Below are 21,449 nucleotides of genomic sequence, written 5' to 3'. Positions count from 1 at the left end.
AGATATCTGCAACCAGATCCCAGGCTGCGTCGGGGAGTTCATACCGCTTTGCCATCTTGGCCTCCTGGCTTTAATGGCGGTGTATTTTACAGAAAATCGTATTTCTTGGGTTTACGTACAGAGCCTAGAGGCTTCGGGGGTAGGGCGGGAGCAAGTACAGACGGCACAAATATGCACGTATTGTGCTGGGCATGACTGGGGTAGTTTCAGGAGACGAACGCACCGGGCTGAGGAGAAAACGTTTCAGTACTCGTGGATACGCTTGCGAGAGCGTTGATATCTGAGAAAGGTAGGCGCGCGTTCAATTTCTTTAGAAAATTGTTGTCCGCTCTGCAAAACAAAACCCCCGTTAAACCCAACTGTTGCCAGGGTTTAACGGGGGTTTTGGGTCAGGCGGTTTGACCCGCCTGCCTGCTCAGGTTATTGGCAAGCTTCGCAATCCGGCTCGTCAATGGCGCAAGCCTTTGGCACCGGTGCCGGGCCGGCTGGGGCCGCGGCAACGTCTTCACTGTTTTTGCCGCTCGATACTGCGTTGAGCTTGCCGGTGTTGACGGTGGACTTCTCGGTGCTGGTCGCAGCCAGGGCACGGAGGTAGTAGGTGGTTTTCAGACCACGGTACCAGGCCATGCGGTAGGTCACGTCCAGCTTCTTGCCCGAAGCGCCAGCGATGTACAGGTTCAGCGACTGCGCCTGGTCGATCCACTTCTGACGACGGCTGGCGGCGTCAACAATCCACTTGGTGTCCACTTCGAACGCAGTGGCATACAGCTCTTTGAGCTCTTGCGGGATGCGTTCGATCTGCTGCACGGAACCGTCGTAGTACTTCAGGTCGTTGATCATGACCGAGTCCCACAGATCGCGGGCCTTGAGATCGCGAACCAGGTACGGGTTGATCACGGTGAATTCGCCCGACAGGTTCGATTTCACATACAGGTTCTGGTAGGTCGGTTCGATCGACTGCGATACGCCGGTGATGTTGGCGATGGTGGCGGTCGGTGCGATGGCCATGATGTTGGAGTTGCGAATGCCTTTTTGTACACGGGCGCGAACCGGTGCCCAGTCCAGGGATTCGTTCAGGTCAACGTCAATGTACTTCTGGCCGCGCTGCTCGATCAGAATCTGTTGCGAATCCAGCGGCAGGATGCCTTTGGACCACAGCGAACCCTGGAATGTCTCGTAAGCGCCACGCTCGTCAGCCAGGTCGCAGGACGCCTGGATCGCGTAGTAGCTGACCGCTTCCATCGACTTGTCGGCAAATTCCACGGCGGCTTGCGAAGCGTAAGGAATGTGCTGCAGGTACAGGGCGTCCTGGAAGCCCATGATCCCCAGACCAACCGGACGGTGCTTGAAGTTCGAGTTGCGCGCTTGCGGTACCGAGTAGTAGTTGATGTCGATCACGTTATCGAGCATGCGAACGGCGACGTCGATGGTGCGCTTGAGCTTGTCAGTGTCCAGCTTGCCGTTGACGATGTGGTTCGGCAGGTTGATCGAGCCCAGGTTGCAAACCGCGATTTCGTCCTTGTTGGTGTTCAAGGTGATTTCGGTGCACAGGTTCGAGCTGTGAACCACGCCCACGTGCTGCTGCGGGCTGCGCAGGTTGCACGGGTCTTTGAAGGTCAGCCAAGGGTGGCCGGTTTCAAACAGCATGGACAGCATTTTGCGCCACAGGTCTTTGGCCTGGATGGTCTTGAACAGCTTGATCTTGCCCGGGTACTGGGACAGTGCTTCGTAGTACTCGTAGCGCTCTTCGAAGGCCTTGCCGGTCAGGTCGTGCAGATCCGGTACTTCGGACGGCGAGAACAGGGTCCACGGGCCGTCATCGAAGACGCGCTTCATGAACAGGTCAGGGATCCAGTTGGCGGTGTTCATGTCGTGGGTACGACGACGGTCATCACCGGTGTTCTTGCGCAGCTCGATGAACTCTTCGATGTCCATGTGCCAGGTTTCCAGGTAGGCACATACAGCGCCTTTGCGCTTGCCACCCTGGTTAACGGCTACAGCGGTGTCGTTCACCACTTTCAGGAACGGTACAACGCCCTGGGATTTGCCGTTGGTGCCCTTGATCCACGAACCCAAAGCACGTACCGGAGTCCAGTCGTTGCCCAGGCCACCGGCGAATTTGGACAACATGGCGTTGTCGTGGATCGCGTGGTAGATGCCCGACAGGTCGTCCGGCACGGTAGTCAGGTAGCAGCTGGACAGCTGCGGACGCTGGGTACCGGCGTTGAACAGGGTCGGTGTCGAGGCCATGTAGTCGAAAGACGACAACAGGTTGTAGAACTCGATGGCACGGTCTTCTTTTTGCTTCTCTTCGATCGCCAGGCCCATGGCCACGCGCATGAAGAAGATCTGCGGCAGTTCGAAACGTACGCCATCGTGGTGGATGAAGTAACGGTCGTACAGGGTTTGCAGGCCCAGGTAGGTGAACTGCTGATCGCGCTCGTGGTTGATCGCCTTGCCCAGTTTTTCCAGGTCGAAGGTGGCCAGCACCGGGTTCAGCAGGTCGAACTCGATACCCTTGGCGATGTAGGCAGGCAGGGCCTTGGCGTACAGGTCAGCCATCTCGTGGTGGGTGGCGCTGTCAGCTACTTTCAGGAAGCTCAGGCCTTCGGCACGCAGGGTGTCCATCAGCAGGCGGGCGGTCACGAACGAGTAGTTCGGCTCACGCTCTACCAGGGTGCGGGCGGTCATCACCAGGGCGGTGTTGACGTCGCTCAGCGCTACGCCGTCGTAGAGGTTTTTCAGGGTTTCGCGCTGGATCAGCTCGCCGTCCACTTCTTCCAGACCTTCGCAGGCCTCGGAAACGATGGTGTTCAGGCGACCCATGTCCAGAGGGGCGAAGGTGCCGTCGGCACGGGTGATGCGGATCGACGGGTGAGCCTGCACGGCGTCTTCGGCCGGTGCGCGGTTGGCGCGTTCCTTGGAGCGTGCGTCACGGTAGATCACATAGTCGCGGGCCACTTTTTGCTCGCCGGCGCGCATCAGGGCCAGTTCTACCTGGTCCTGGATTTCTTCGATGTGGATGGTGCCACCCGATGGCATGCGACGCTTGAAAGTTGCGGTGACCTGTTCGGTCAGGCGCGCAACGGTGTCGTGAATGCGCGACGAAGCGGCAGCATTGCCGCCTTCAACTGCGAGAAACGCCTTGGTGATGGCAACGGTGATCTTGTCATCGGTGTAAGGAACCACAGCCCCGTTACGTTTGATCACGCGCAGCTGGCCTGGCGCGGTCGCAGACAGATCCAGATTTGAATCGGTACCCTGCGAGTTCTCGCGAGTTGTATCGGTTTGCATGGGGGTGTCTCCACATTCTCTATGTTTGTTTGGGCGCCTTTTGGGTGCCCACCGTTCCGTCCTGAAGCACTACAACCGGTAATGAACCGGGCATAACAACTTCGGGACGTACAGAAGGGGGGTTAAGCCGCTTCCGTGCCGAAGTCTTGATTCACGCAGACCGCGTGAAACCGTATTCCTGTTGGATGACAGTATTTTTACTGCAACACCCGGGCCGCTTTCCGACCTTTTGGCTGGAAAACGGTTGCCATCCGCATAAGCGGTTTGGACTTTGAAAGCTGCGTTTGATTTAACCCGACAGGCGCGAGAAAAGGGCTTGAAATTCTCGTCTGAGTTGTGTTGGGTTTTTGGCCTAAAACCCTACATATGGGGTTTTTTGGCGAAGCTGATACAAGATATGCGTTTTATAGGGGTTGTGCAACGTACTGCCTGTGGATAACCCTGTGTGTAAATTGTGTGTGAAAGCTTGGAGATCCACGTAGGCCGCACTGCACCGGCATTTAGCCGTTTGTCACCGGATTTAGCCGGGACAAATCCTGTGTGCCGGATTTTGAGGGCGCGAACCCTACCACAAAAAACAGCGCTGTCCGAACGCATTTTCAGGCGGGTGCAAAGATAGGAAAGGTCAAGCACGGATTGTTGCGGGGAAGGGCCGGGAAGGCGGCGTGGAGCCTTCCCGGCAATTACGCGAAATTACTGCAACTGGAAGCTGTTTTGCTGGACGTTTTGCGAGTCCAGGCCAATTTGTACGTTGAATTCGCCAGGTTCGGCGACATGCTGTAACTGCGCGTTGTAGAACTTCAGGTCGTTCTCGCTGAGGGTGAACTGCACGACTTTCTGCTCGCCGGGGTTGAGCATGACCTTCTCGAAGTTCTTCAGCTCTTTAACCGCTCGGCTCATGGACGCAGTAACGTCCTGGATATACAGCTGAACCACCGTTTCGCCAGCACGCTTGCCGGTGTTTGTTACGGTGACGCTGGCCGTCAGGGTTGCGCCCGGCTTCAGGGTTTTGGCCGACAGGCGGACATCTGAAAGGCTGAAGTCGGTGTAGCTCAAACCATAGCCAAACGGGTACAGCGGGCTGTTGCCCTCATCAAAGTACTGCGAGGTGTAGTTGCCCGGTTTGCCCGGCGTGAAGGGACGGCCAATGCTCAGATGGCTGTAGTAGGTCGGGATCTGGCCAACGGAGCGTGGGAAAGTGATCGGCAACTTGCCGGAGGGGTTGTAGTCGCCAAATAGCACGTCGGCAATGGCGTTGCCGCCTTCAGTGCCGCTGAACCAGGTTTCCAGCACGGCATCGGCCTGCTGCTGTTGCACATCGATCGACAACGGGCGGCCGTTCATCAATACCAGCACCAACGGCTTGCCGGTGGCTTTGAGGGCCGTAATCAGGGCGCGCTGGCTGGCAGGAATGTCCAGATTGGTGCGGCTCGACGACTCGTGGGACATGCCCCGCGACTCACCTACCACAGCAACCACCACGTCGGCCTGCTGCGCAGCCTTGACGGCTTCGTCGATCATGACCTGCGCCGGGCGCGGGTCGTTGACCACTTCGGGTGCATCAAAGTTGAGGAAGTTGAGGTAGTCGACGACGCTTTGATCGTCCGTGATATTGGCACCACGGGCGTAGATCAGGTTGTCCTGTTGGGCGATGGCATTGCGCATGCCGTCAAATACGGTCACCGATTGCGCAGGCTGACCGGCTGCGGCCCAGCTGCCCATAATATCGATCGGCGCTTTGGCCAGCGGGCCCACCAGGGCAATGCGCGCCTGCTTGTTGAGGGGCAGGGTATCGTTCTGGTTTTTCAGCAATACCAGGCTCTTGCGTGCCACTTCACGGGCTTCGGCACGATGCAGGCGGCTGTCGGCCTTGGTGTCGGCCGGGTCATCTTCGGCCTTGCCGATACGCAGGTACGGGTCGGCAAACAGGCCCATGTCGTACTTGGCCCCCAGCACCTCGCGTACAGCATTGTCCAGATCGCTTTGCGGCACTTCACCAGACTTGAGCAAGCCCGGCAGTTCTTCACCGTAGGCCTTGTCGTTCATGCTCATGTCGATACCGGCCTTGATCGCCAGCTTGGCGGCCTCGCGGCTGTCCTTGGCCACGCCGTGTTTGATCAGCTCGTTAATCGCGCCGTGGTCGCTGACTGCCACACCTTTGAAGCCCCAGTCCTTGCGCAGCAAATCCTGCATCAGCCACATGTTTGAAGTAGCCGGCACGCCATTGATCGAGTTAAGGGCCACCATCACGCTGCCCGCGCCTGCCTCAATGGCGGCGTGGTAAGGCGGCAGATAGTCCTGAAACATGCGTGTCGGGCTCATGTCCACAGTGTTGTAGTCCCGGCCGCCTTCTACCGCGCCATACAGGGCAAAGTGCTTGACGCTGGCCATGATATTGCCGGGCAGGGCAGGGGATGCGCCCTGATAGGCCTGCACCATCACCTTGGCGATGCGCGAGACCAGGTAGGTGTCTTCGCCAAAGCCCTCGGAGGTACGGCCCCAGCGCGGGTCACGGGCGATGTCGACCATCGGCGCGAAGGTCAGGTCGATACTGTCGGCGCTGGCTTCCCTGGCGGCGATGCGGCCGCTCAGGCCGATGGCGTCCATGTCCCAGCTGGAGGCCAGGGCCAGGCTGATCGGGAAAATCGTTCGGTGGCCGTGGATCACGTCGTACGCGAAAAACATCGGAATCTGCAGGCGACTGCGCATGGCGGCGTCTTGCATCGGGCGGTTTTCGTCGCGGCTGATGGAGTTGAACGTACCGCCGATGCGGCCCGCAGCGATTTCCTTGCGGATCATCTCGCGGGGCATTTCCGGGCCGATACTGATGAGGCGCAGTTGGCCGATCTTTTCATCGACGCTCATCTTTTTCAGCAGCTCAGCGACGAACACGTCTTTGGGGGGGAGCGGGGCGGCCGGGGTTTGAGCCCAGGCGGTGTGACTGGCCAGGCTGATGACGATGCCCAGCAAACACATATTTCTCATTGGATTCTTCTGCGCAGCCGCTCACTTGAAGCGAGGGAGACCCACGCTCGTGCAGCGATATTGTTCTGGGGAGGTATCAGGAGTACTCGAATCAAAGATTTGACCTACCTTTAGAACGGAGTATTCCTGCATGGCAGGCAGTCTTTTAGCTGATTCGCCGCGAGCAATCCAGTATTGCCGGGAGTTATTAGGCGTGGTGTGTGGTCAATAAACCCAATGTTGTTATTTCGGAGCGTTGCAAGCATGGGCATACAAAGTTTTAAAGCAGCGGGCTGGAAAGCCCTCGCCCTTCTGGCCTTGAGCAGTCTGCTGGCGGGGTGCGGGATCAACACCATTCCCACCCTCGACGAGCAGGTCAAGGCGGCCTGGTCCCAGGTGCAGAACCAGTATCAGCGTCGTTCTGACTTGATCCCCAATCTGGTCGAAACGGTCAAGGGTGCAGCCAAGCAGGAGCAGGCCACCCTGACCGCGGTGATTGAAGCGCGGGCCAAGGCCACCTCGATCCAGGTTGATGCCAGCACGCTGAACAACCCGGAAAAACTCAAGCAGTTCCAGGACGCGCAGAACCAGCTGACCGGAGCTTTGAGCCGGTTGATGGTGGTGTCCGAGCGCTACCCTGACCTTAAATCCAACCAGAACTTTCTGGCGTTGCAATCACAGCTAGAAGGCACGGAAAACCGCATCAGCGTGGCGCGGCGCGACTTTATCCTCGCGGTTGAACGCTACAACACCGAGATCCGCACCTTCCCGGGGCGTTTGTGGCATGCGGTGATGTACAGCGACCTGCCGGTGCGCTCCACATTCGAAGCCACCACCCCGGACGCCGACAAAGCGCCGGAAGTGAAGTTTTAACGGCCTTATACCGTTCCCCCCCCTGTGGGAGCGAGCTTGTTGTGGGAGCGGGCTTGCTCGCGATGGAATCAACGCGATTTGCCTGACAGACCGCGCCGCATGTATCGCGAGCAAGCCCGCTCCTATAATGGATAACAAACGTTCGAGGTAGCGATGCGCGTATCAAGACTGGGGTTGGGCCTGTTGCTGTGGCTATTTATAGCCACGGCCCAGGCGCTGACCTTTCCCGCGCTCAGCGGGCGGGTAGTGGACGAGGGGCAAATGCTCACGCCCGCCACCCGCGAGCAATTGACGCAAAGCCTGCAGGCTCACGAAAAGGCCACCGGCGAGCAAGTGGTGGTGGTCACCGTGCCTGACCTGCAGGGCATGCCCATCGAAGACTACGGCTACCAACTGGGCCGTGCCTGGGGTATCGGGCAAAAGGACAAAAATAACGGCGCCTTGCTGATCGTGGCCCGCGACGACCGCAAGTTGCGCATCGAGGTCGGCTATGGCCTTGAGGATCGCCTCACCGATGCCCAGGCCTCGGTGATTATCAACCAGATCATCACCCCGGCCTTTAAAACCGGGGACTACAACCAAGGTATCAGCGACGGTGTGGGTGCCATCCTGCAAGTATTGGGCGGCACGCCTCTGGCCGAACCGGCCTACGCCAGCAGCCAGGGTGACGGCAGCGACTTTATGGCCGAGCACCCCGGGGGGGTGATGCTGCTATTTATCCTGTTTGTACTGGTGGTTGCCGCCTGTCAGTTCTATGGCATCTGCAATTCGGGTGGCAGTGGCGGTTCGCGCTCCGGTGGTTTTGGCGGTGGCGGGTTCGGCGGAGGCGGTGGTGGCGGTTTTCGCGGCGGTGGTGGCAGCTTCGGCGGCGGCGGAGCCTCTGGTGGCTGGTAATTCACTTTTTAACGAGTACGAGACTTATGGCTTTATTAACCCCCGAGCAACAACGGCAGGTCGAAGACGCGGTCACCCGTGCCGAACAGCACACCGACGCCGAAATCGTCACCGTGCTGGCTCCCCGTGCCGATGATTACAGCTACATCCCCTTGCTATGGGCCAGCCTGATTGCCTTGGTGCTGCCGGCCGTGGTGCACTTCTTGAACAGCGGCCTGGCGACTTACACTCTGCTGATGCTGCAATGGGCCAGCTTTGTCTTTCTTAGCCTGATCTTTCGCATCCCGGCCATCACCACTCGCCTGATTCCGCCCCGTGTGAGGCATTGGCGTGCGAGTAACCTGGCCCGGCGCCAGTTTCTCGAACAAAAACTGCACCACACTGCTGGGCGCACGGGTGTACTGATTTTTGTCAGTGAAGCTGAACGTTATGTCGAAATACTGGTGGATGAAGGGATATCCCGCCATCTGGACGACAGTGACTGGGGCACTATCGTCAGCGATTTCGTACGCCGCGTGGCGTTGGGGCATACGGCAGAAGGTTTTATCACTTGCATCGATGCCTGCGCTGAAGTGCTCGCACAGCACATACCCAAAACCCAAGCGCGCAACCAACTGCCGAATCGGTTGGTGATGTTGTAATCATTTTCTTAGTGGCTTTGATGTTTCCGACACTTTGATGAGAAGTGTCGGGCTTTTGTAAAGTTATCTTTATGGTTTTATTCTTGTCTGCCCGTAAGTAAGTTCTTGCTGGGTCGCGATATAAATTTCTTCTGATTATAATTTTCATTGTTGTGAAAAACTGTGTTGTCATTTTTTTGAATGATGGCTAGGTTGTGTTTGAGCGTTTTTGTAGGGTGCTTTTCCGTGAGAAATTAAATAGTTTGGGAGAAAAGGATTGAAGCTTGCGCACAGGGAGAAAGAAGTGCTTGATTTGCTTTTGCAGGGGCGCACGAACAAGAAGATAGCGCAACAGTTGCGTATTAGTGGTTTTACGGTACGGGATCATGTGTCTTCATTGCTGCGCAAGTACAGTGTCGGAAGTCGTATGGAGTTAGTAGTGGAGATTGGCCGTATGGGTGAAGGTTAATATGGGCTTGCGGGCCCCCTACATCGGTAGGGTTGCTATGTCAGGTGTTGAAGTTTATTTTTAGATCAAGTGCGCAAGAGGTGAGGATGAAAAAGCTGTCTTTGTATATACCGCTTGATTATGTGGCGACCCGTGTGGATTTGGTTGTGATGGCGTTGAGTTGCCTGTTTATGCTGGGGCTTGGTGTGATGATGTGGGATGCGAGGGTGGAAGTGCCGCCGGAACCGAAAAAGTTGGTGCTGCGCAGCGCATATGTTACCCATCCTTTGGATCGGTCGAAGTCGTCAGCTTTTTTGTATTTTACTGTGGGGCAAGATGAAGGGGGTTATAAGTACAGGGTTGAGTTCTCCAGTGAGGATGCAAGGTTGTTGGATGTTCGGAAGCATAAAAAGTTGTGGGTGGCTGTAGATGCTAGTGGTGAGAGTGAATTTGTATGGGCTGTGTATGATGATGAACTTCGATTGATGGTGAGTCGTAAGCAGATTGAGTGGTGGGTGCGATATAACAATGGTGGTAATTACCTTGCGATTGTGTTGTCGTGCCTGGCTTTAAGTTATTGCGGTTTTTTCATGTTCAGGTGTGGTATTTGGAATCGGTATTATTGTAGGTAAGGGTCGCTCGCTAGTTCAGTCACGCCTTGAGGAGTTGAGGGGGAATAAGCCTTGGAGTTTTTTAACCCGTGTGTTGGAGCGAATTCTGGTATTGCATGATTTTAAAATTGCTGTGTTAGGCGCTTGTGCGGGCGGACAGATGTTCGGTCAAGATACGATCATTCATCGAGACAATATAGTATATCCCGGTTTAACGATTGGTGTGTTTTGTAATGAGCGCCGGCCGGCATTCTTACTGTTCTACTCATATGAGCTGCAATTATTTTTCACATCACAAACCATTTATAATTGTTGGCAAGGTCTGCATACCCGCCACTGTCCGTGCCCGTATGAAATTACCCCGTGCCCTGAGCGCCCAACACGCCTAAAATACCTGCCATTCGTTTTCTGATTTTCCCTCCTGCACCCCCGAGGCACCTTTTTCAATGTCAGTGACTGCTACCACCGCCGCGTCTGTGCCGGATCATCGTGCGCAATTTTTGAACCTGCTGGAAACCGGTCTGGCCCAGAATTCCTTTATCAAGCTGGTGCTGGCCAAATACGTGGGCCCCGAGGCTGAATTGCAGCGGGTGATCATCAAGCAGGTAACAGTCAAGGAGCAGCCTTGCCTGTCCTTTGTATATCGCTATAAAACCCGCGATATCACCAAGAATTTCCCGCTGGACGAAGGCGTGGCGATCATTGCCGGTCTGCTGCCCGAAGCGTTCAAAAATGCCCACCTGCTGACCCTGACCGACGAAGTGCAGCTTGAATACAGCAAAAAGGGTAAAAGCTCTCTGTTCAAAGGCAAAAGCCAGCAAGAGCGCGAAGTGCCGTCGGCTGAGCACAATCGTGAGAAAAATCGCTTTCTGGACCTGACCCGGCCGTTTCTGGCGGATCTGGGTGTCACCAACAAGCAGCAAGAACTGATCCCGGCGATGTCGCGCAAGTGGAAGCAGATCAACAAGTTTATCGAGGTGTTTTCCCACGCCCTGAGCAGCTCACCGCTCAAGCTCGATCAGCCGGTCAAGGTGGTGGATTTCGGTTCGGGCAAGGGTTACCTGACGTTTGCCATTCACGATTACCTGCGTCACAGCCTGCAAGCCGAAGGCCTGGTGACCGGGGTTGAGCTGCGTGAAGACATGGTCACGCTGTGCAATAACGCCGCCCAGCGTCTGGAGCACCCGGGCCTGACCTTCCAGCACGGCGATGTGCGCAGTTTTGCACCCACCCCGATCGATGTGATGATCGCCCTGCATGCCTGTGATATTGCCACCGACTACGCCATTCATATGGGCATTCGCTCCGGGGCGGCAATCATCATGTGCTCGCCGTGCTGTCATAAACAGATCCGCCTGCAAATCCAGAGCCCGGCGCTGCTCAAGCCGATGCTGCAATACGGCCTGCACCTGGGCCAGCAGGCCGAAATGGTCACCGACAGCCTGCGCGCGCTGTACCTCGAAGCCTGCGGCTATGACACCAAGGTGTTCGAGTTTATCTCGCTGGAACATACCAATAAAAACAAGATGATCCTCGCGGTCAAACGTGCCGGACCTTCCGATCCAGCGCAGTTGTTGGTGAAAATCCAGGAACTCAAGGCGTTCTACAACATTCAGGAACACTGCCTCGAAACCCTGCTTCAGGCAGACGGTTTGCTGAAGTAAGCCTGTAAGCAGCTCTGGCGGGAACGTAGTACATGGCTATTACCCGCCCGCGCGCTCAGGGGTTACCTTGGCTACTCTTACTGGCCCAAGGTCTTACCCCACAGGAGCACGCACCATGGCAGCGAAAAAAATTCTGATGCTGGTTGGCGATTACGTCGAAGACTATGAAGTGATGGTGCCGTTTCAGGCACTGTTGATGGTCGGCCATCAGGTTCATGCGGTATGCCCGGGAAAAACCGCAGGCCAGACCGTACGCACTGCCATCCACGACTTCGAAGGCGACCAGACTTACAGCGAAAAGCCCGGGCACTTGTTTGCCCTGAATTTCGACTTTGACAAGGTGAAAGCCAGCGATTACGACGCACTGCTGGTGCCGGGCGGTCGTGCGCCGGAATACCTGCGTCTGAACGAAAAGGTGCTGGACCTAGTGCGTGACTTCGACAAGGCGGCCAAGCCAATTGCAGCAGTGTGCCATGGTGCGCAACTGCTGGCCGCTGCGGGCACGCTGGAAGGCCGTGAGTGCAGTGCTTACCCGGCGTGTGCGCCGGAAGTGCGGCTGGCGGGGGGGACTTATATCGATATCGATGTGACCAAGGCCCATGTGCAAGGCAACCTGGCCACAGCCCCTGCGTGGCCGGCACATCCGGCGTGGCTGGCGGCATTCCTGGGTTTGCTGGGTACCAAAATCACTTTGTAGGCAGAGGGCGTGACCATGTGTGAACTGTATGTAAAAGCCGACCCGATTCTTTACGAGTCACGTTCGCGCTCATTGCGTATTTGCGGCGTGGTCACCACTTTGCGCCTGGAAAACCAGTTCTGGGACATCCTCAGCGAAATCGCCGAAACAGATGGCATGACCACCAACCAGTTGGTGGCCAAGCTCTATGAAGAGGTGATGGATTATCGCGGCGAAGTAGTCAACTTTGCCTCGTTCCTGCGCGTGAGCTGCACCCGCTACTTGAGCCAGCGCCGGGTGCAGGCGCCGGAGTTGAGTGTGGTAGCACGTAACAGTAGCCGCGCTCTCCCGCAATAGCGCTTGCGGGTGTGAGCGGTACACACCCGTGGGAGCCGGGCTTGCCCGCGATGGCATCGGCGCGGTCGGCCAGATACACCGTGCCGGCGGAATCGCGAGCAAGCCCGCTCCTACAGAGGGTTTGCCGGATCAGCCAACTCAGAAGAACCGCGTCACGCTGATCTTGGCATTGCGGCCCTGGCTGTAGGCGTTTTCGCCACTGAGCATCGGCTGATAGTTTTTATTGAACATGTTGTCCAGGGTGAAGTTGACTTCGGTGCCCTTGAGGTACGGCTGCTGCGGCTTCCAGTTGGCAAACAGGCCCTGCACGTTGTAGCTGTCGTTGGGGAACTGGTCCCAGTAGCGGTCGCCCAGCGCACTGATCGGGCTGCTGTAGTAGTTATCGCTTGGCAAGCGGTCGGTCTTGCGTACGAATTCTCCCTTCCAGCCAATCCGGGCATCCAGGCTCGGGATCTTGGTACCCAGTACGGCAATCCACTTGGGAGCGGGTATGTCACGCGCCCAGACGTTGGGACCCCAAGGGTTGGTGTAGGCGCCTTGGTGTTTGCCGGTCATCCATGCATATGACAGTGATCCGAACACGTAGGTGGATTCGTAGAAACTTTCAATTTCGAAGCCCTTGATCGTCACGCTGCCAATATTGCGGTAGTTGGGCATGTTGGGCCCGCACGCATCGCTCATGCTGACAGTGGGCGTTTGCGCGGCGCAGCCTATCCCCGTGGCCTTGAAAATCTCGTCGTCGACGGTGTTGCGGAACAGGGTGGTACGCACCAGGGCGTGGTCGTTGTCGCCAAAAATCTTGTCGAAGGTGGTGATGTTGCCGCCGCGCCAGCCGGTGATGCGCTCCGGATCAAGGCCCAGGCTGCTGGAGGTGCGGCTGCCGACGCCTTGTACTTCGTACTGCTCGTCAATCACCGGGGCACGCCAGGTTTTGCTGTAGTCCAGGAACAGGGCGGTTTTCGGGGTGATTTTCCAGAAGGCCGACAGGCGAGGCGACCAGCCGGTGTAGGTTTTGTCGCTGTAGTCGTGACCCAACTCCGGGTGGTTATAGTACGGCGCGTCGTTTTCCTGGCCGCGATTGCGTACGTGGTCGTAGCGCATGGACGGCGTGAGGGTGAAGTCACCCCAGGTGATGGCGTCCTGAATATAGAAGCTGTTGGTGTCGACCTTGCCCCGGGGCATGAAGTTGGGCTGGTAGTGGCCGTAGTTGTACTTTTCGACGTCGTAGATACCGCCCGGCATCCACATGTCCACATCACGCTGGTGCTTGCGAAGTTGCACGCCGGTGGTCACTGCATGGTCCAGCGGGCCGCTGGCAAACAGGCTGATGTTCTCGACCTGGAGCATGTCATCGGTGTAGCCGGTTTCCATCTTGCGCCCGCCGCTGGTGGGCTGGGTAAAGGCCTGGGCATCGCGCTTGTCGGTTTGCTCGGTGTTGGAGTGTGAGTACTTGACCTCCAGATCCACCAGCGGGTTGTCCAGGGGTTCGTATTTGTATTTGGCCGACCAGGTGGTGTCGATCGTCGAGCGGTTGGACAGGTAGCGCCGCGCTGCTATGTCGTAGCCATATTTGTCGATGTTGGCCTGGCTGGGTGGCGCCGGGTAACTGACGGCCGAGAAGGGCACCCACAAATAGTTGTTCGAGCGCGAGTAAGACATGCCCACACTGTGTTCGTCATTGAGGTGCAAGTTGAGCTTGAGCAGTTGTCCGTCCAGGTCCTGGGCCGTATTGGGCAGACGCTGCGGGTTAACCGGGTAGACATTGCCGGGGTTGGGCATTTTACCGGCCAGCTTCATATCGTCGCCGTCGCGCCTGGTGTAGTAAAACAGGGCGTCGGCACGACCATCTTCGGTGCGACCGTAAACAGCGCCGCTGTAGACCTGTTGATGGTCGTTGCTGCTGTAGCCGTATTTGAGCATGGCGCCGGTGTTCTTGCCCTCTTCGAGCAAGTCGGTCGCGTCCTTGGTTTCCATGTGCACAACACCGGCAAAACCGCCATTGCCGGTGTGGATATCGTGGGGGCCTTTTTCGACTTCCAGGCGTTTGATCAGCTCGGGTTCGATAAAAATCGTGCCCTGTTTGTAGCGTTCAAAGCCGCTTTTGGTCGCGCCATCGACGGTCATTTGTACGTCTTCGGCTTCTCCCATGCCCCAGATATTGATGGTCTGGCCACCGGGCTTGAGCGAGCCGCCGAGGTTGATGCCTGGCAGGGTGGCGAGCAGGCTGGGGATGTTATTGGCCTGATAGCGGTTGATTTGCTCCTGGGTCATGGTCGACTTGCCGACGTTGCTGGAGTCGACCTCGCTACCGTTGCCGACCACGCTGACTGCGCCCAGCTCCAGGCTGTTGCTGGTGGTGGTGCCGGACTCCCGGGGCCGCACGACGTAGGTGCGATCGATCTGCACAAGGCTGAAGTCGGTGTCTTTGAGCAGGCGCTGGATAGCTTCCTGTGGCTCGAAGGTGCCACTGAGTGCCGGGGCTTTCACGTTGCGTAACAGGGCTTCGTCGAACAGCAGCTGGATTTTTGCCTGCTGTGCCACCTCGCTCAGCGAACTGGCCAGCGATTGTGCTGGCAGTTGCAGTTGGATCGACTCCGCGTGGGCTTGCAGGCTGATCGCCAGGCAAGCCGCCAGCAGTGTCGGGCGGGTGTACAAATGCGAGAAGCAATGTGGTGCGCGAAACATGAAATCCCCCGGTGTGGCAACAAAGGCCAAAAAGACATGCGTTAGCAACGCAGACCGGAGGAAGACGCAGCAAAATGAAAAAACCACATATGCGAATGTAAAATATTCGCATATGTTTTTTAGCGTGGTTCGATACGGATTTTACCGCTGTCCAGCAGCACGGTTTTTACCGGGATCAGGGCGGGCAGGGCTTTGACCAGTGCCAGTGGATCGCTGACATCCAGGTTGCCTGAAACCTTGTAGCCAGTCAGCGGGCCGTCGGCCAACTGAATCAGGCCCGGGCGGTAGAGGTCCAGTTCATCCACCAGGCTGGCCAGTTCGCGATTGCGAAAGGACAGATGGCCGCTGCGCCAGCCCGCCACTTCGCCCGCACTCAACGTCTGTTCTATGAGTGCTCCCCTGTTGTAGTCCCAGGTGGCGCGTTGTTGTGCACCCAGCAGCATTGCTGACCTGGGGTCTGGGATGAACGCAACCTCGCCGTGGGCCACGCTGACCACCAATTGGCGCGAACTGCGGCGTACATCGAACCCCGTGCCGACCACCCGTATGCGCGCCTCCCCGGCATGCACCACCAACGGCTGCTCCTTGTTGGCCGCGACCTCGATGTAAAGCTGGCCCTGGTCCAGATAGATGTCACGCTGGTGGGCGCTGAAGTCCAGGCTCAAGCGCGTGTTGGCATTCACGTTCAGGGTGCTGCCGTCGGGTAGCAATATCGTGCGGGCGCCTTGGGCCAGTGTGCTGACCTGCTGTTGATGCAGCGCCACCGGGGCGCCCAGGTTCAGTGCAAAGACGGCGCAGAGCACGGCGGCAGCAGTGGCTAGCGCAAAGTGTGCGCGCCGGGGCTTGGCAGGGAGGGGGACCGGCGAGTTGATCTGTTCAAGTTCTCCCAGGTCGGCCCACAACGATTCAAATTCGGTATAGGCCCGGGCATGACTCGGGTTGGCATGCCAGGCGTTGAATTGTTCGCAACTGCCTTGGTTGCGGGTATTGCGGTTGCGTGCAAACCAATTGGCGGCCTGTTCATCGATGCTGTCGTCACCGGCCGTGTGAAAAGGGCTCATTGTGTCTGCTCCTTGCCGCTGTCCTGCTGTAGATGTTGCTTGCAGTGCAGCAAGGCCTGGGCAATGTGCTTTTCAACCATGCTCACGGATATCCCCATGCGTTCGGCAATCTGTGCCTGACTCAAGCCTTCAAAACGGTGCAGCATAAGGGCTTCTCGACGTCTGGGCGAGAGTTCTGCAACTACCCTTTTAAGTTGTTCAAGGCGTTGCAGGCGCAGGGCTGCGACCATCGGATCATCCCTGTCATCGCTCAAGGGCTCGGCCTCACTTTCACTGTGCTCGCCGTGAGCGGCGTGTCGCACTTGCTGTCGACGCCAGTGATCGCGCAACAGATTGCGCGCCATCTGGAACAAAAACGCCCGGGGCTGTTCGATTTTGCCTCGGTCCTGATAGCCCAGCCATTGGGTGAAAACATCCTGGGTCATGTCGGCTGCATCGCTGGTGTTGTCGGTACGCTTGCGCAGAAAGTGCAAAATTTGCGTATAGAACTCGCGAAAGTGATCGGCCGCGGGCGGATCGGGTTTAAGGCCAGACATGAAGATCCTTATAGACACAGCGATGCAAATAAGCTGCGAATGGTATCGATAACCATTGCTATTTGTCTCGTTGAAATTTCCTGTTTCCTTCATTCCTGTCGATAAATGGATAAATAGCCCATGGGGTCTTTACTGAATAAGTGCAGGAACCTTTAATTTCGGGAGAAAGGCTATGTCGGGTTGGTATGAGTTGAGCAAGACCAGCAGCGGGCAGTTCCGGTTTGTACTGAAGGCGGCGAATGCCGAAACCATTCTGGTCAGCGAGCAATACACCACGCTGGCGGCGGCCAAGGGCGGGATCGCCTCGGTGCAGGTCAACAGCCCGCTGGATGAGCGCTACGAGAAGAAAGTGGCCAAGGACGGCAAGCCATACTTCAACCTGAAGGCGGCCAATCACCAGATCATCGGCACCAGCGAGCTGTACTCCTCGGAGGCCGCGCGGGACAAGGGCATTGCCAGCGTCAAGCACAATGGCCCGACCACGGTGATCAAAGAGAAATTTTGATACCTGAATGTGTGCTCTTGTAACCCTGTAGATACTCTGTTGTAGATCAAACCCTATTGTGGGAGCGAGCCTGCTCGCGAACGACCTTCGCGAGCAGGCTCGCTCCCACAGTTGCAGTTTTTCCTGTTGCCGCTGCTCGTCAGCGGCTACAGGTTTACCGTTCCACAGGTACTGAGTGCCTGGTATCGCCCAACGGATGGGTTTTTGAATCAAAGAAGCGCAGTTCAAGCTTCTTGTCGGCAAACAACGCTGTGTAGTGGTTTTTCTGAAAGCGAATAAAGGCTTCGCTGCGCGGGTAAATCGAGATGCACAGGGTTTTCAACGGTGCCTGGCGCAAGGCATCGATCAGGTGCTGGTCTTGCTCGCCCAAGCTGTGGCCGAAGATGCACAGCGCGTCTTTCTGGGTCAGCAACTGCTCATGACAAAAAGACAGGTAATCGGACTGGCGAATGGATTTTCGCTTGTCTTCGCTGCCGGTTTCGCTGACAAACAGCGGTACGTCGTCCAGGGCGCTGATGGAGTGGTTGATCGCAAAGTTGCTTAGCAATGTGGGTTGGTTGGCTGCCAGCTTGCGCGCCTTGCCTTCCTGGTTTTTCACCAGGTGCAGCGCGCCGTGCAGGTACAGCACACGTGTAGTCCTGCTTTTGGCCAGTGCCGCGGCAGGCTCAAAGGTTGCCTGCGGGGTACCGAACAGGTCGTTGAAACCTTTGGGTGCGTGCATCACGGCCCAGGGTGCCAGCAGGTCATAGTTGGCGCAGTACACCGTGGCGTAGCGCGCCAGTTCTTCGTTCCAGCAGGCCAGGGTTTCGGGCTGCATCAGGCGCCAGGGGATGTGCACGTCCTGGGTGCAGTTGATCAGGGCTTCCTTGATTGCGTAGTAGCGTTTGCGCGGCGAGGCCGAGTTGATGGCCAGTGCCTTGTTGACCTTGCTTGCGGTTTTCAGGGCGCTGAGCACATGTTCGAAATTGCGCGTGCCGAGGGCCTCGAACACGCTGAGTTCGGTCTGGCTCAGCGGCTTTTCGGCCACGCTTTTGGCTTTTTCAAACAGCGAGTCGTAATAGAAATCATGCCACACGGCCATGCTGGCGCCGTTGCCAATCAGCAGTCCGCTGCACGGGGTGCTGGTGCGTAACTGGTTCCAGTCTTCTAGTTGGGCATCAAATTCCTGGAAGGGGGTCATCGCAAATATCGTCTCAAGGCGTGGGCGGTAGCGGACTTTATCACGCTCAAGTGTTGAGCCAGATCAACATTGCTGCTTTGTGATTGGAGGAAGCTGTGGAGACCGAATTAGCCAATGACCCGCGAAGAGGACTCGACATGACCAGCACTTTCTTTATTCCTGCTGTAAACATTATGGGTAACGGTTGCCTGGATGAAGCCATGACTGCGATTCGTAATTATGGTTTTCGCAAGGCCTTGATTGTGACCGACGCGGGGTTGGCCAAGGCGGGGGTTGCGACGTTGATCGCCGAGAAGCTCGCGTTGCAGGATATTGATTCGGTGATTTTCGACGGCGCCAAGCCGAACCCGAGCATTGCCAACGTCGAGGCGGGCTTGAAGGTGCTCAAGGAGCATCAGTGCGACTTTATTGTGTCGCTGGGTGGCGGCTCGCCCCATGACTGCGCCAAGGGTATAGCGCTGTGTGCCACCAATGGCGGGCATATCCGTGATTACGAAGGCGTCGATCGCTCGGCCAAGCCGCAGTTACCGCTGGTGTCGATCAATACCACGGCCGGCACGGCCAGTGAGATGACGCGGTTTTGTATCATCACCGACGAAGAGCGCCATGTGAAAATGGCCATTGTTGACCGCAACGTGACGCCGCTGCTGTCGGTTAACGACCCTGAGTTGATGGTGGCGATGCCCAAGGGCCTGACTGCCGCCACGGGCATGGACGCGTTGACCCACGCCATCGAGGCATATGTGTCCACGGCGGCCAATCCCATTACCGATGCCTGCGCGATCAAGGCGATGGAACTGATCAGCCAGAACCTGCGTCAGGCGGTAAGCGACGGCAAGAATCTGACGGCGCGGGAGAATATGGCTTACGCACAGTTCCTCGCGGGCATGGCCTTCAACAATGCCTCGCTGGGCTTTGTGCATGCGATGGCGCACCAGTTGGGCGGCTTCTATGATTTGCCCCACGGTGTATGCAACGCGGTGTTGTTGCCCCATGTGCAGACGTTCAATGCCAGTGTGTGTGCAGCCCGCCTGACCGATGTCGCCCATGCACTGGGTGCCGATGTACGTGGCTTGAGCCCGGAAGAGGGCGCGCAAGCGGCCATTGCGGCGATTCGTACTCTGGCCAAGGATGTCGAGATTCCTGCCGGGCTGCGGGATTTGGGCGCCAAGCTGGATGACATCCCGATCCTGGCCACCAACGCCTTGAAAGATGCCTGTGGTTTTACCAACCCGCGCAAAGCCGATCAGGGGCAGATTGAAGAGATCTTCCGTAACGCGTTTTAACGGCTTGCCCTCACCCCAACCCTCTCCCTCCGGGAGAGGGCCAGGGTGAGGGGGCTTTTGGACAGGCATAAAAAAGGCCGGGTTAATAACCCGGCCTTTTTATTTCTGGCTAAAAGCGCTTATTGCACTTCTACAGCCAGGCTGTCGCTGATTTTCTTCTGCCAGATCGCCGGGCCGGTGATGTGCACCGACTCGCCTTTACTGTCGACTGCCACCGTAACCGGCATGTCTTTGACATCGAACTCGTAGATCGCTTCCATGCCCAGTTCGGCAAAGGCCACTACACGGGACTTTTTGATCGCCTGGGCGACCAGGTAAGCAGCACCGCCCACAGCCATCAGATACACGGCTTTGTGTTCCTTGATCGCTTCAATGGCGGTAGGGCCGCGCTCGGACTTGCCGATCATGCCCAGCAAGCCGGTCTGATCAAGGATCTGACGAGTGAACTTGTCCATTCGCGTAGCGGTGGTCGGGCCTGCAGGGCCAACCACTTCGTCACGCACCGGATCAACCGGGCCAACGTAGTAGATAAAGCGACCCTTGAGGTCTACCGGCAAGGTTTCACCCTTGTTCAGCATTTCGACCATGCGCTTGTGCGCCGCGTCGCGACCGGTGAGCATTTTGCCGTTGAGCAGGACGGTCTCGCCCGGCTTCCAGCTCTGCACGTCTTCCGGGGTCAGGGTGTCAAGGTTGACACGGCGGGCCGACGGGCCGGCTTCCCAGACGATTTCCGGGTAGGCGTCCAGCGGTGGCGCTTCGAGGGCTGCCGGGCCGGAGCCGTCCAGCACGAAGTGGGCGTGGCGGGTGGCGGCGCAGTTCGGGATCATGCACACCGGCAGGGACGCTGCGTGGGTCGGGTAGTCCATGATTTTTACGTCGAGCACGGTAGTCAGGCCGCCCAGGCCCTGGGCGCCGATGCCCAGCTGGTTGACCTTCTCGAACAGCTCGATGCGCATCTCTTCGATACGGTTGCTCGGGCCACGCTTGATCAGGTCGTGAATGTCGATGGATTCCATCAACACTTCCTTGGCCATCACTGCGGCTTTTTCCGCGGTGCCGCCGATGCCGATACCCAGCATGCCCGGTGGGCACCAGCCCGCGCCCATGGTCGGAACGGTCTTGAGCACCCAGTCAACGATCGAGTCGGACGGGTTGAGCATGGCCATTTTCGACTTGTTCTCGGAACCGCCGCCCTTGGCTGCCACGTCCACTTCCACGGTGTTGCCCGGAACGATGGAGTAGTGGATCACTGCAGGGGTGTTGTCCTTGGTGTTGCGACGGGCACCGGCCGGGTCGGCCAGGATCGAAGCACGCAGGACGTTTTCCGGCAGGTTGTAAGCGCGACGCACGCCTTCGTTGATCATGTCGTCCAGGCCCATGGTGGCACCATCCCAGCGCACGTCCATGCCGACGCGTACGAATACGGTGACGATGCCGGTGTCCTGGCAGATCGGACGGTGGCCGGTGGCACACATGCGCGAGTTGATCAGGATTTGCGCCATCGAGTCACGGGCCGCTGGCGATTCTTCGCGCAGGTAGGCTTCGTGCATGGCCTGGATGAAGTCCACGGGGTGGTAGTAGGAAATGAATTGCAGGGCGTCAGCAACGCTCTGAATCAGGTCGTCTTGCTTGATCACGGTCATGGGTCGCGCTCCTCTATAAGACGGGAACATACAATCAATAAGGTGTTTGCGACCTTGGTGCATCGGTCTGTCGAAAACATCTTTGCTTGGCATACCGGACACGCATGACCGGTACAAAAACGGCGCGGCAGTATAACCCGGTACTCTCACTG

17 protein-coding genes are annotated in these 21,449 nt (G+C 57.5%); 10 read left to right on the top strand and 7 right to left on the bottom strand.

Annotation, left to right across the window (positions count from 1 at the left end):
- Window positions 1-420: 420 nt before the first annotated feature.
- Together HBN79_RS15465 and bglX are read right to left on the bottom strand one after the other, a co-directional pair.
- A complete protein-coding gene (locus HBN79_RS15465) occupies window positions 421-3,294 on the bottom strand; it encodes a ribonucleoside-diphosphate reductase subunit alpha (RefSeq protein WP_095001817.1) in 2,874 nt (957 codons plus the stop codon).
- A 693-nt stretch (window positions 3,295-3,987) separates the two neighbouring features.
- The gene (bglX, locus tag HBN79_RS15460; RefSeq protein ID WP_130872071.1) at window positions 3,988-6,279 is read right to left on the bottom strand and encodes a beta-glucosidase BglX; all 2,292 of its coding nucleotides are present in this window, start codon (window positions 6,277-6,279) and stop codon (window positions 3,988-3,990) included.
- Window positions 6,280-6,522: 243 nt separating this feature from the next.
- On the opposite strand from bglX, the gene HBN79_RS15455 reads away from it, so the two are divergent.
- The 8 genes from HBN79_RS15455 to HBN79_RS15420 all read left to right on the top strand — a co-directional run bounded on the left by HBN79_RS15455 (window position 6,523) and on the right by HBN79_RS15420 (window position 12,401).
- The gene (locus HBN79_RS15455) at window positions 6,523-7,131 is read left to right on the top strand and encodes a LemA family protein (RefSeq protein WP_095001815.1); all 609 of its coding nucleotides are present in this window, start codon (window positions 6,523-6,525) and stop codon (window positions 7,129-7,131) included.
- A gap of 153 nt (window positions 7,132-7,284) precedes the next feature.
- Window positions 7,285-8,025: a YgcG family protein gene (locus HBN79_RS15450; RefSeq protein ID WP_095022961.1), complete on the top strand. Its 741-nt coding sequence runs from the start codon at window positions 7,285-7,287 to the stop codon at window positions 8,023-8,025.
- 26 nt (window positions 8,026-8,051) lie between these two features.
- A complete protein-coding gene (locus HBN79_RS15445; protein WP_095001813.1) occupies window positions 8,052-8,666 on the top strand; it encodes a TPM domain-containing protein in 615 nt (204 codons plus the stop codon).
- A gap of 256 nt (window positions 8,667-8,922) precedes the next feature.
- Window positions 8,923-9,114: a LuxR C-terminal-related transcriptional regulator gene (locus HBN79_RS15440; protein WP_153399474.1), complete on the top strand. Its 192-nt coding sequence runs from the start codon at window positions 8,923-8,925 to the stop codon at window positions 9,112-9,114.
- A gap of 86 nt (window positions 9,115-9,200) precedes the next feature.
- Window positions 9,201-9,725 (top strand): hypothetical protein, encoded by a 525-nt coding sequence (locus tag HBN79_RS15435; protein ID WP_153399472.1) that lies wholly within the window; start codon window positions 9,201-9,203, stop codon window positions 9,723-9,725.
- Between the two features lie 425 nt (window positions 9,726-10,150).
- Window positions 10,151-11,368: an SAM-dependent methyltransferase gene (locus HBN79_RS15430; protein ID WP_095038648.1), complete on the top strand. Its 1,218-nt coding sequence runs from the start codon at window positions 10,151-10,153 to the stop codon at window positions 11,366-11,368.
- Between the two features lie 115 nt (window positions 11,369-11,483).
- Window positions 11,484-12,065 carry a DJ-1/PfpI family protein gene (locus tag HBN79_RS15425; RefSeq protein ID WP_153399469.1) on the top strand — a complete coding sequence of 194 codons (582 nt, stop codon included), beginning with the start codon at window positions 11,484-11,486 and terminating at the stop codon, window positions 12,063-12,065.
- Window positions 12,066-12,080: 15 nt separating this feature from the next.
- Window positions 12,081-12,401, top strand: a complete 321-nt coding sequence (locus tag HBN79_RS15420) for a ribbon-helix-helix domain-containing protein (RefSeq protein ID WP_095001808.1) — start codon at window positions 12,081-12,083, stop codon at window positions 12,399-12,401.
- A gap of 138 nt (window positions 12,402-12,539) precedes the next feature.
- Here the strand turns inward: HBN79_RS15420 and HBN79_RS15415 are convergent, their stop codons facing one another.
- From HBN79_RS15415 to HBN79_RS15405, 3 genes are all read right to left on the bottom strand, one after another.
- On the bottom strand, window positions 12,540-15,086 hold the full coding sequence (locus HBN79_RS15415) for a TonB-dependent receptor (protein WP_153399467.1): 2,547 nt from the start codon (window positions 15,084-15,086) through the stop codon (window positions 12,540-12,542).
- 119 nt (window positions 15,087-15,205) lie between these two features.
- Window positions 15,206-16,147, bottom strand: coding sequence for a FecR domain-containing protein (locus HBN79_RS15410; RefSeq protein ID WP_095038651.1), 942 nt, complete (start codon window positions 16,145-16,147; stop codon window positions 15,206-15,208).
- Window positions 16,144-16,683 (bottom strand): RNA polymerase sigma factor, encoded by a 540-nt coding sequence (locus HBN79_RS15405; protein ID WP_169916861.1) that lies wholly within the window; start codon window positions 16,681-16,683, stop codon window positions 16,144-16,146. Before HBN79_RS15405 ends, HBN79_RS15410 begins: the two co-directional genes overlap by 4 nt.
- A 172-nt stretch (window positions 16,684-16,855) precedes the next feature.
- On the opposite strand from HBN79_RS15405, the gene HBN79_RS15400 reads away from it, so the two are divergent.
- Window positions 16,856-17,188, top strand: a complete 333-nt coding sequence (locus HBN79_RS15400) for a YegP family protein (RefSeq protein ID WP_095001804.1) — start codon at window positions 16,856-16,858, stop codon at window positions 17,186-17,188.
- A 154-nt stretch (window positions 17,189-17,342) separates the two neighbouring features.
- Here the strand turns inward: HBN79_RS15400 and HBN79_RS15395 are convergent, their stop codons facing one another.
- Window positions 17,343-18,368: a DUF4917 family protein gene (locus HBN79_RS15395; RefSeq protein ID WP_095019258.1), complete on the bottom strand. Its 1,026-nt coding sequence runs from the start codon at window positions 18,366-18,368 to the stop codon at window positions 17,343-17,345.
- A gap of 137 nt (window positions 18,369-18,505) precedes the next feature.
- On the opposite strand from HBN79_RS15395, the gene yiaY reads away from it, so the two are divergent.
- The gene (gene yiaY, locus HBN79_RS15390; RefSeq protein WP_095001802.1) at window positions 18,506-19,654 is read left to right on the top strand and encodes an L-threonine dehydrogenase; all 1,149 of its coding nucleotides are present in this window, start codon (window positions 18,506-18,508) and stop codon (window positions 19,652-19,654) included.
- Between the two features lie 119 nt (window positions 19,655-19,773).
- Here yiaY and HBN79_RS15385 read toward each other — a convergent pair whose 3' ends face one another.
- Window positions 19,774-21,297 (bottom strand): fumarate hydratase, encoded by a 1,524-nt coding sequence (locus tag HBN79_RS15385; RefSeq protein ID WP_095001801.1) that lies wholly within the window; start codon window positions 21,295-21,297, stop codon window positions 19,774-19,776.
- Window positions 21,298-21,449: the final 152 nt, after the last annotated feature.

The organism is Pseudomonas sp. WS 5051, assembly GCF_012985715.1.
Taxonomy (GTDB): Bacteria; Pseudomonadota; Gammaproteobacteria; order Pseudomonadales; family Pseudomonadaceae; genus Aquipseudomonas; species Aquipseudomonas bubulae.
This window is presented reverse-complemented; position numbering and strand designations above follow the sequence as displayed.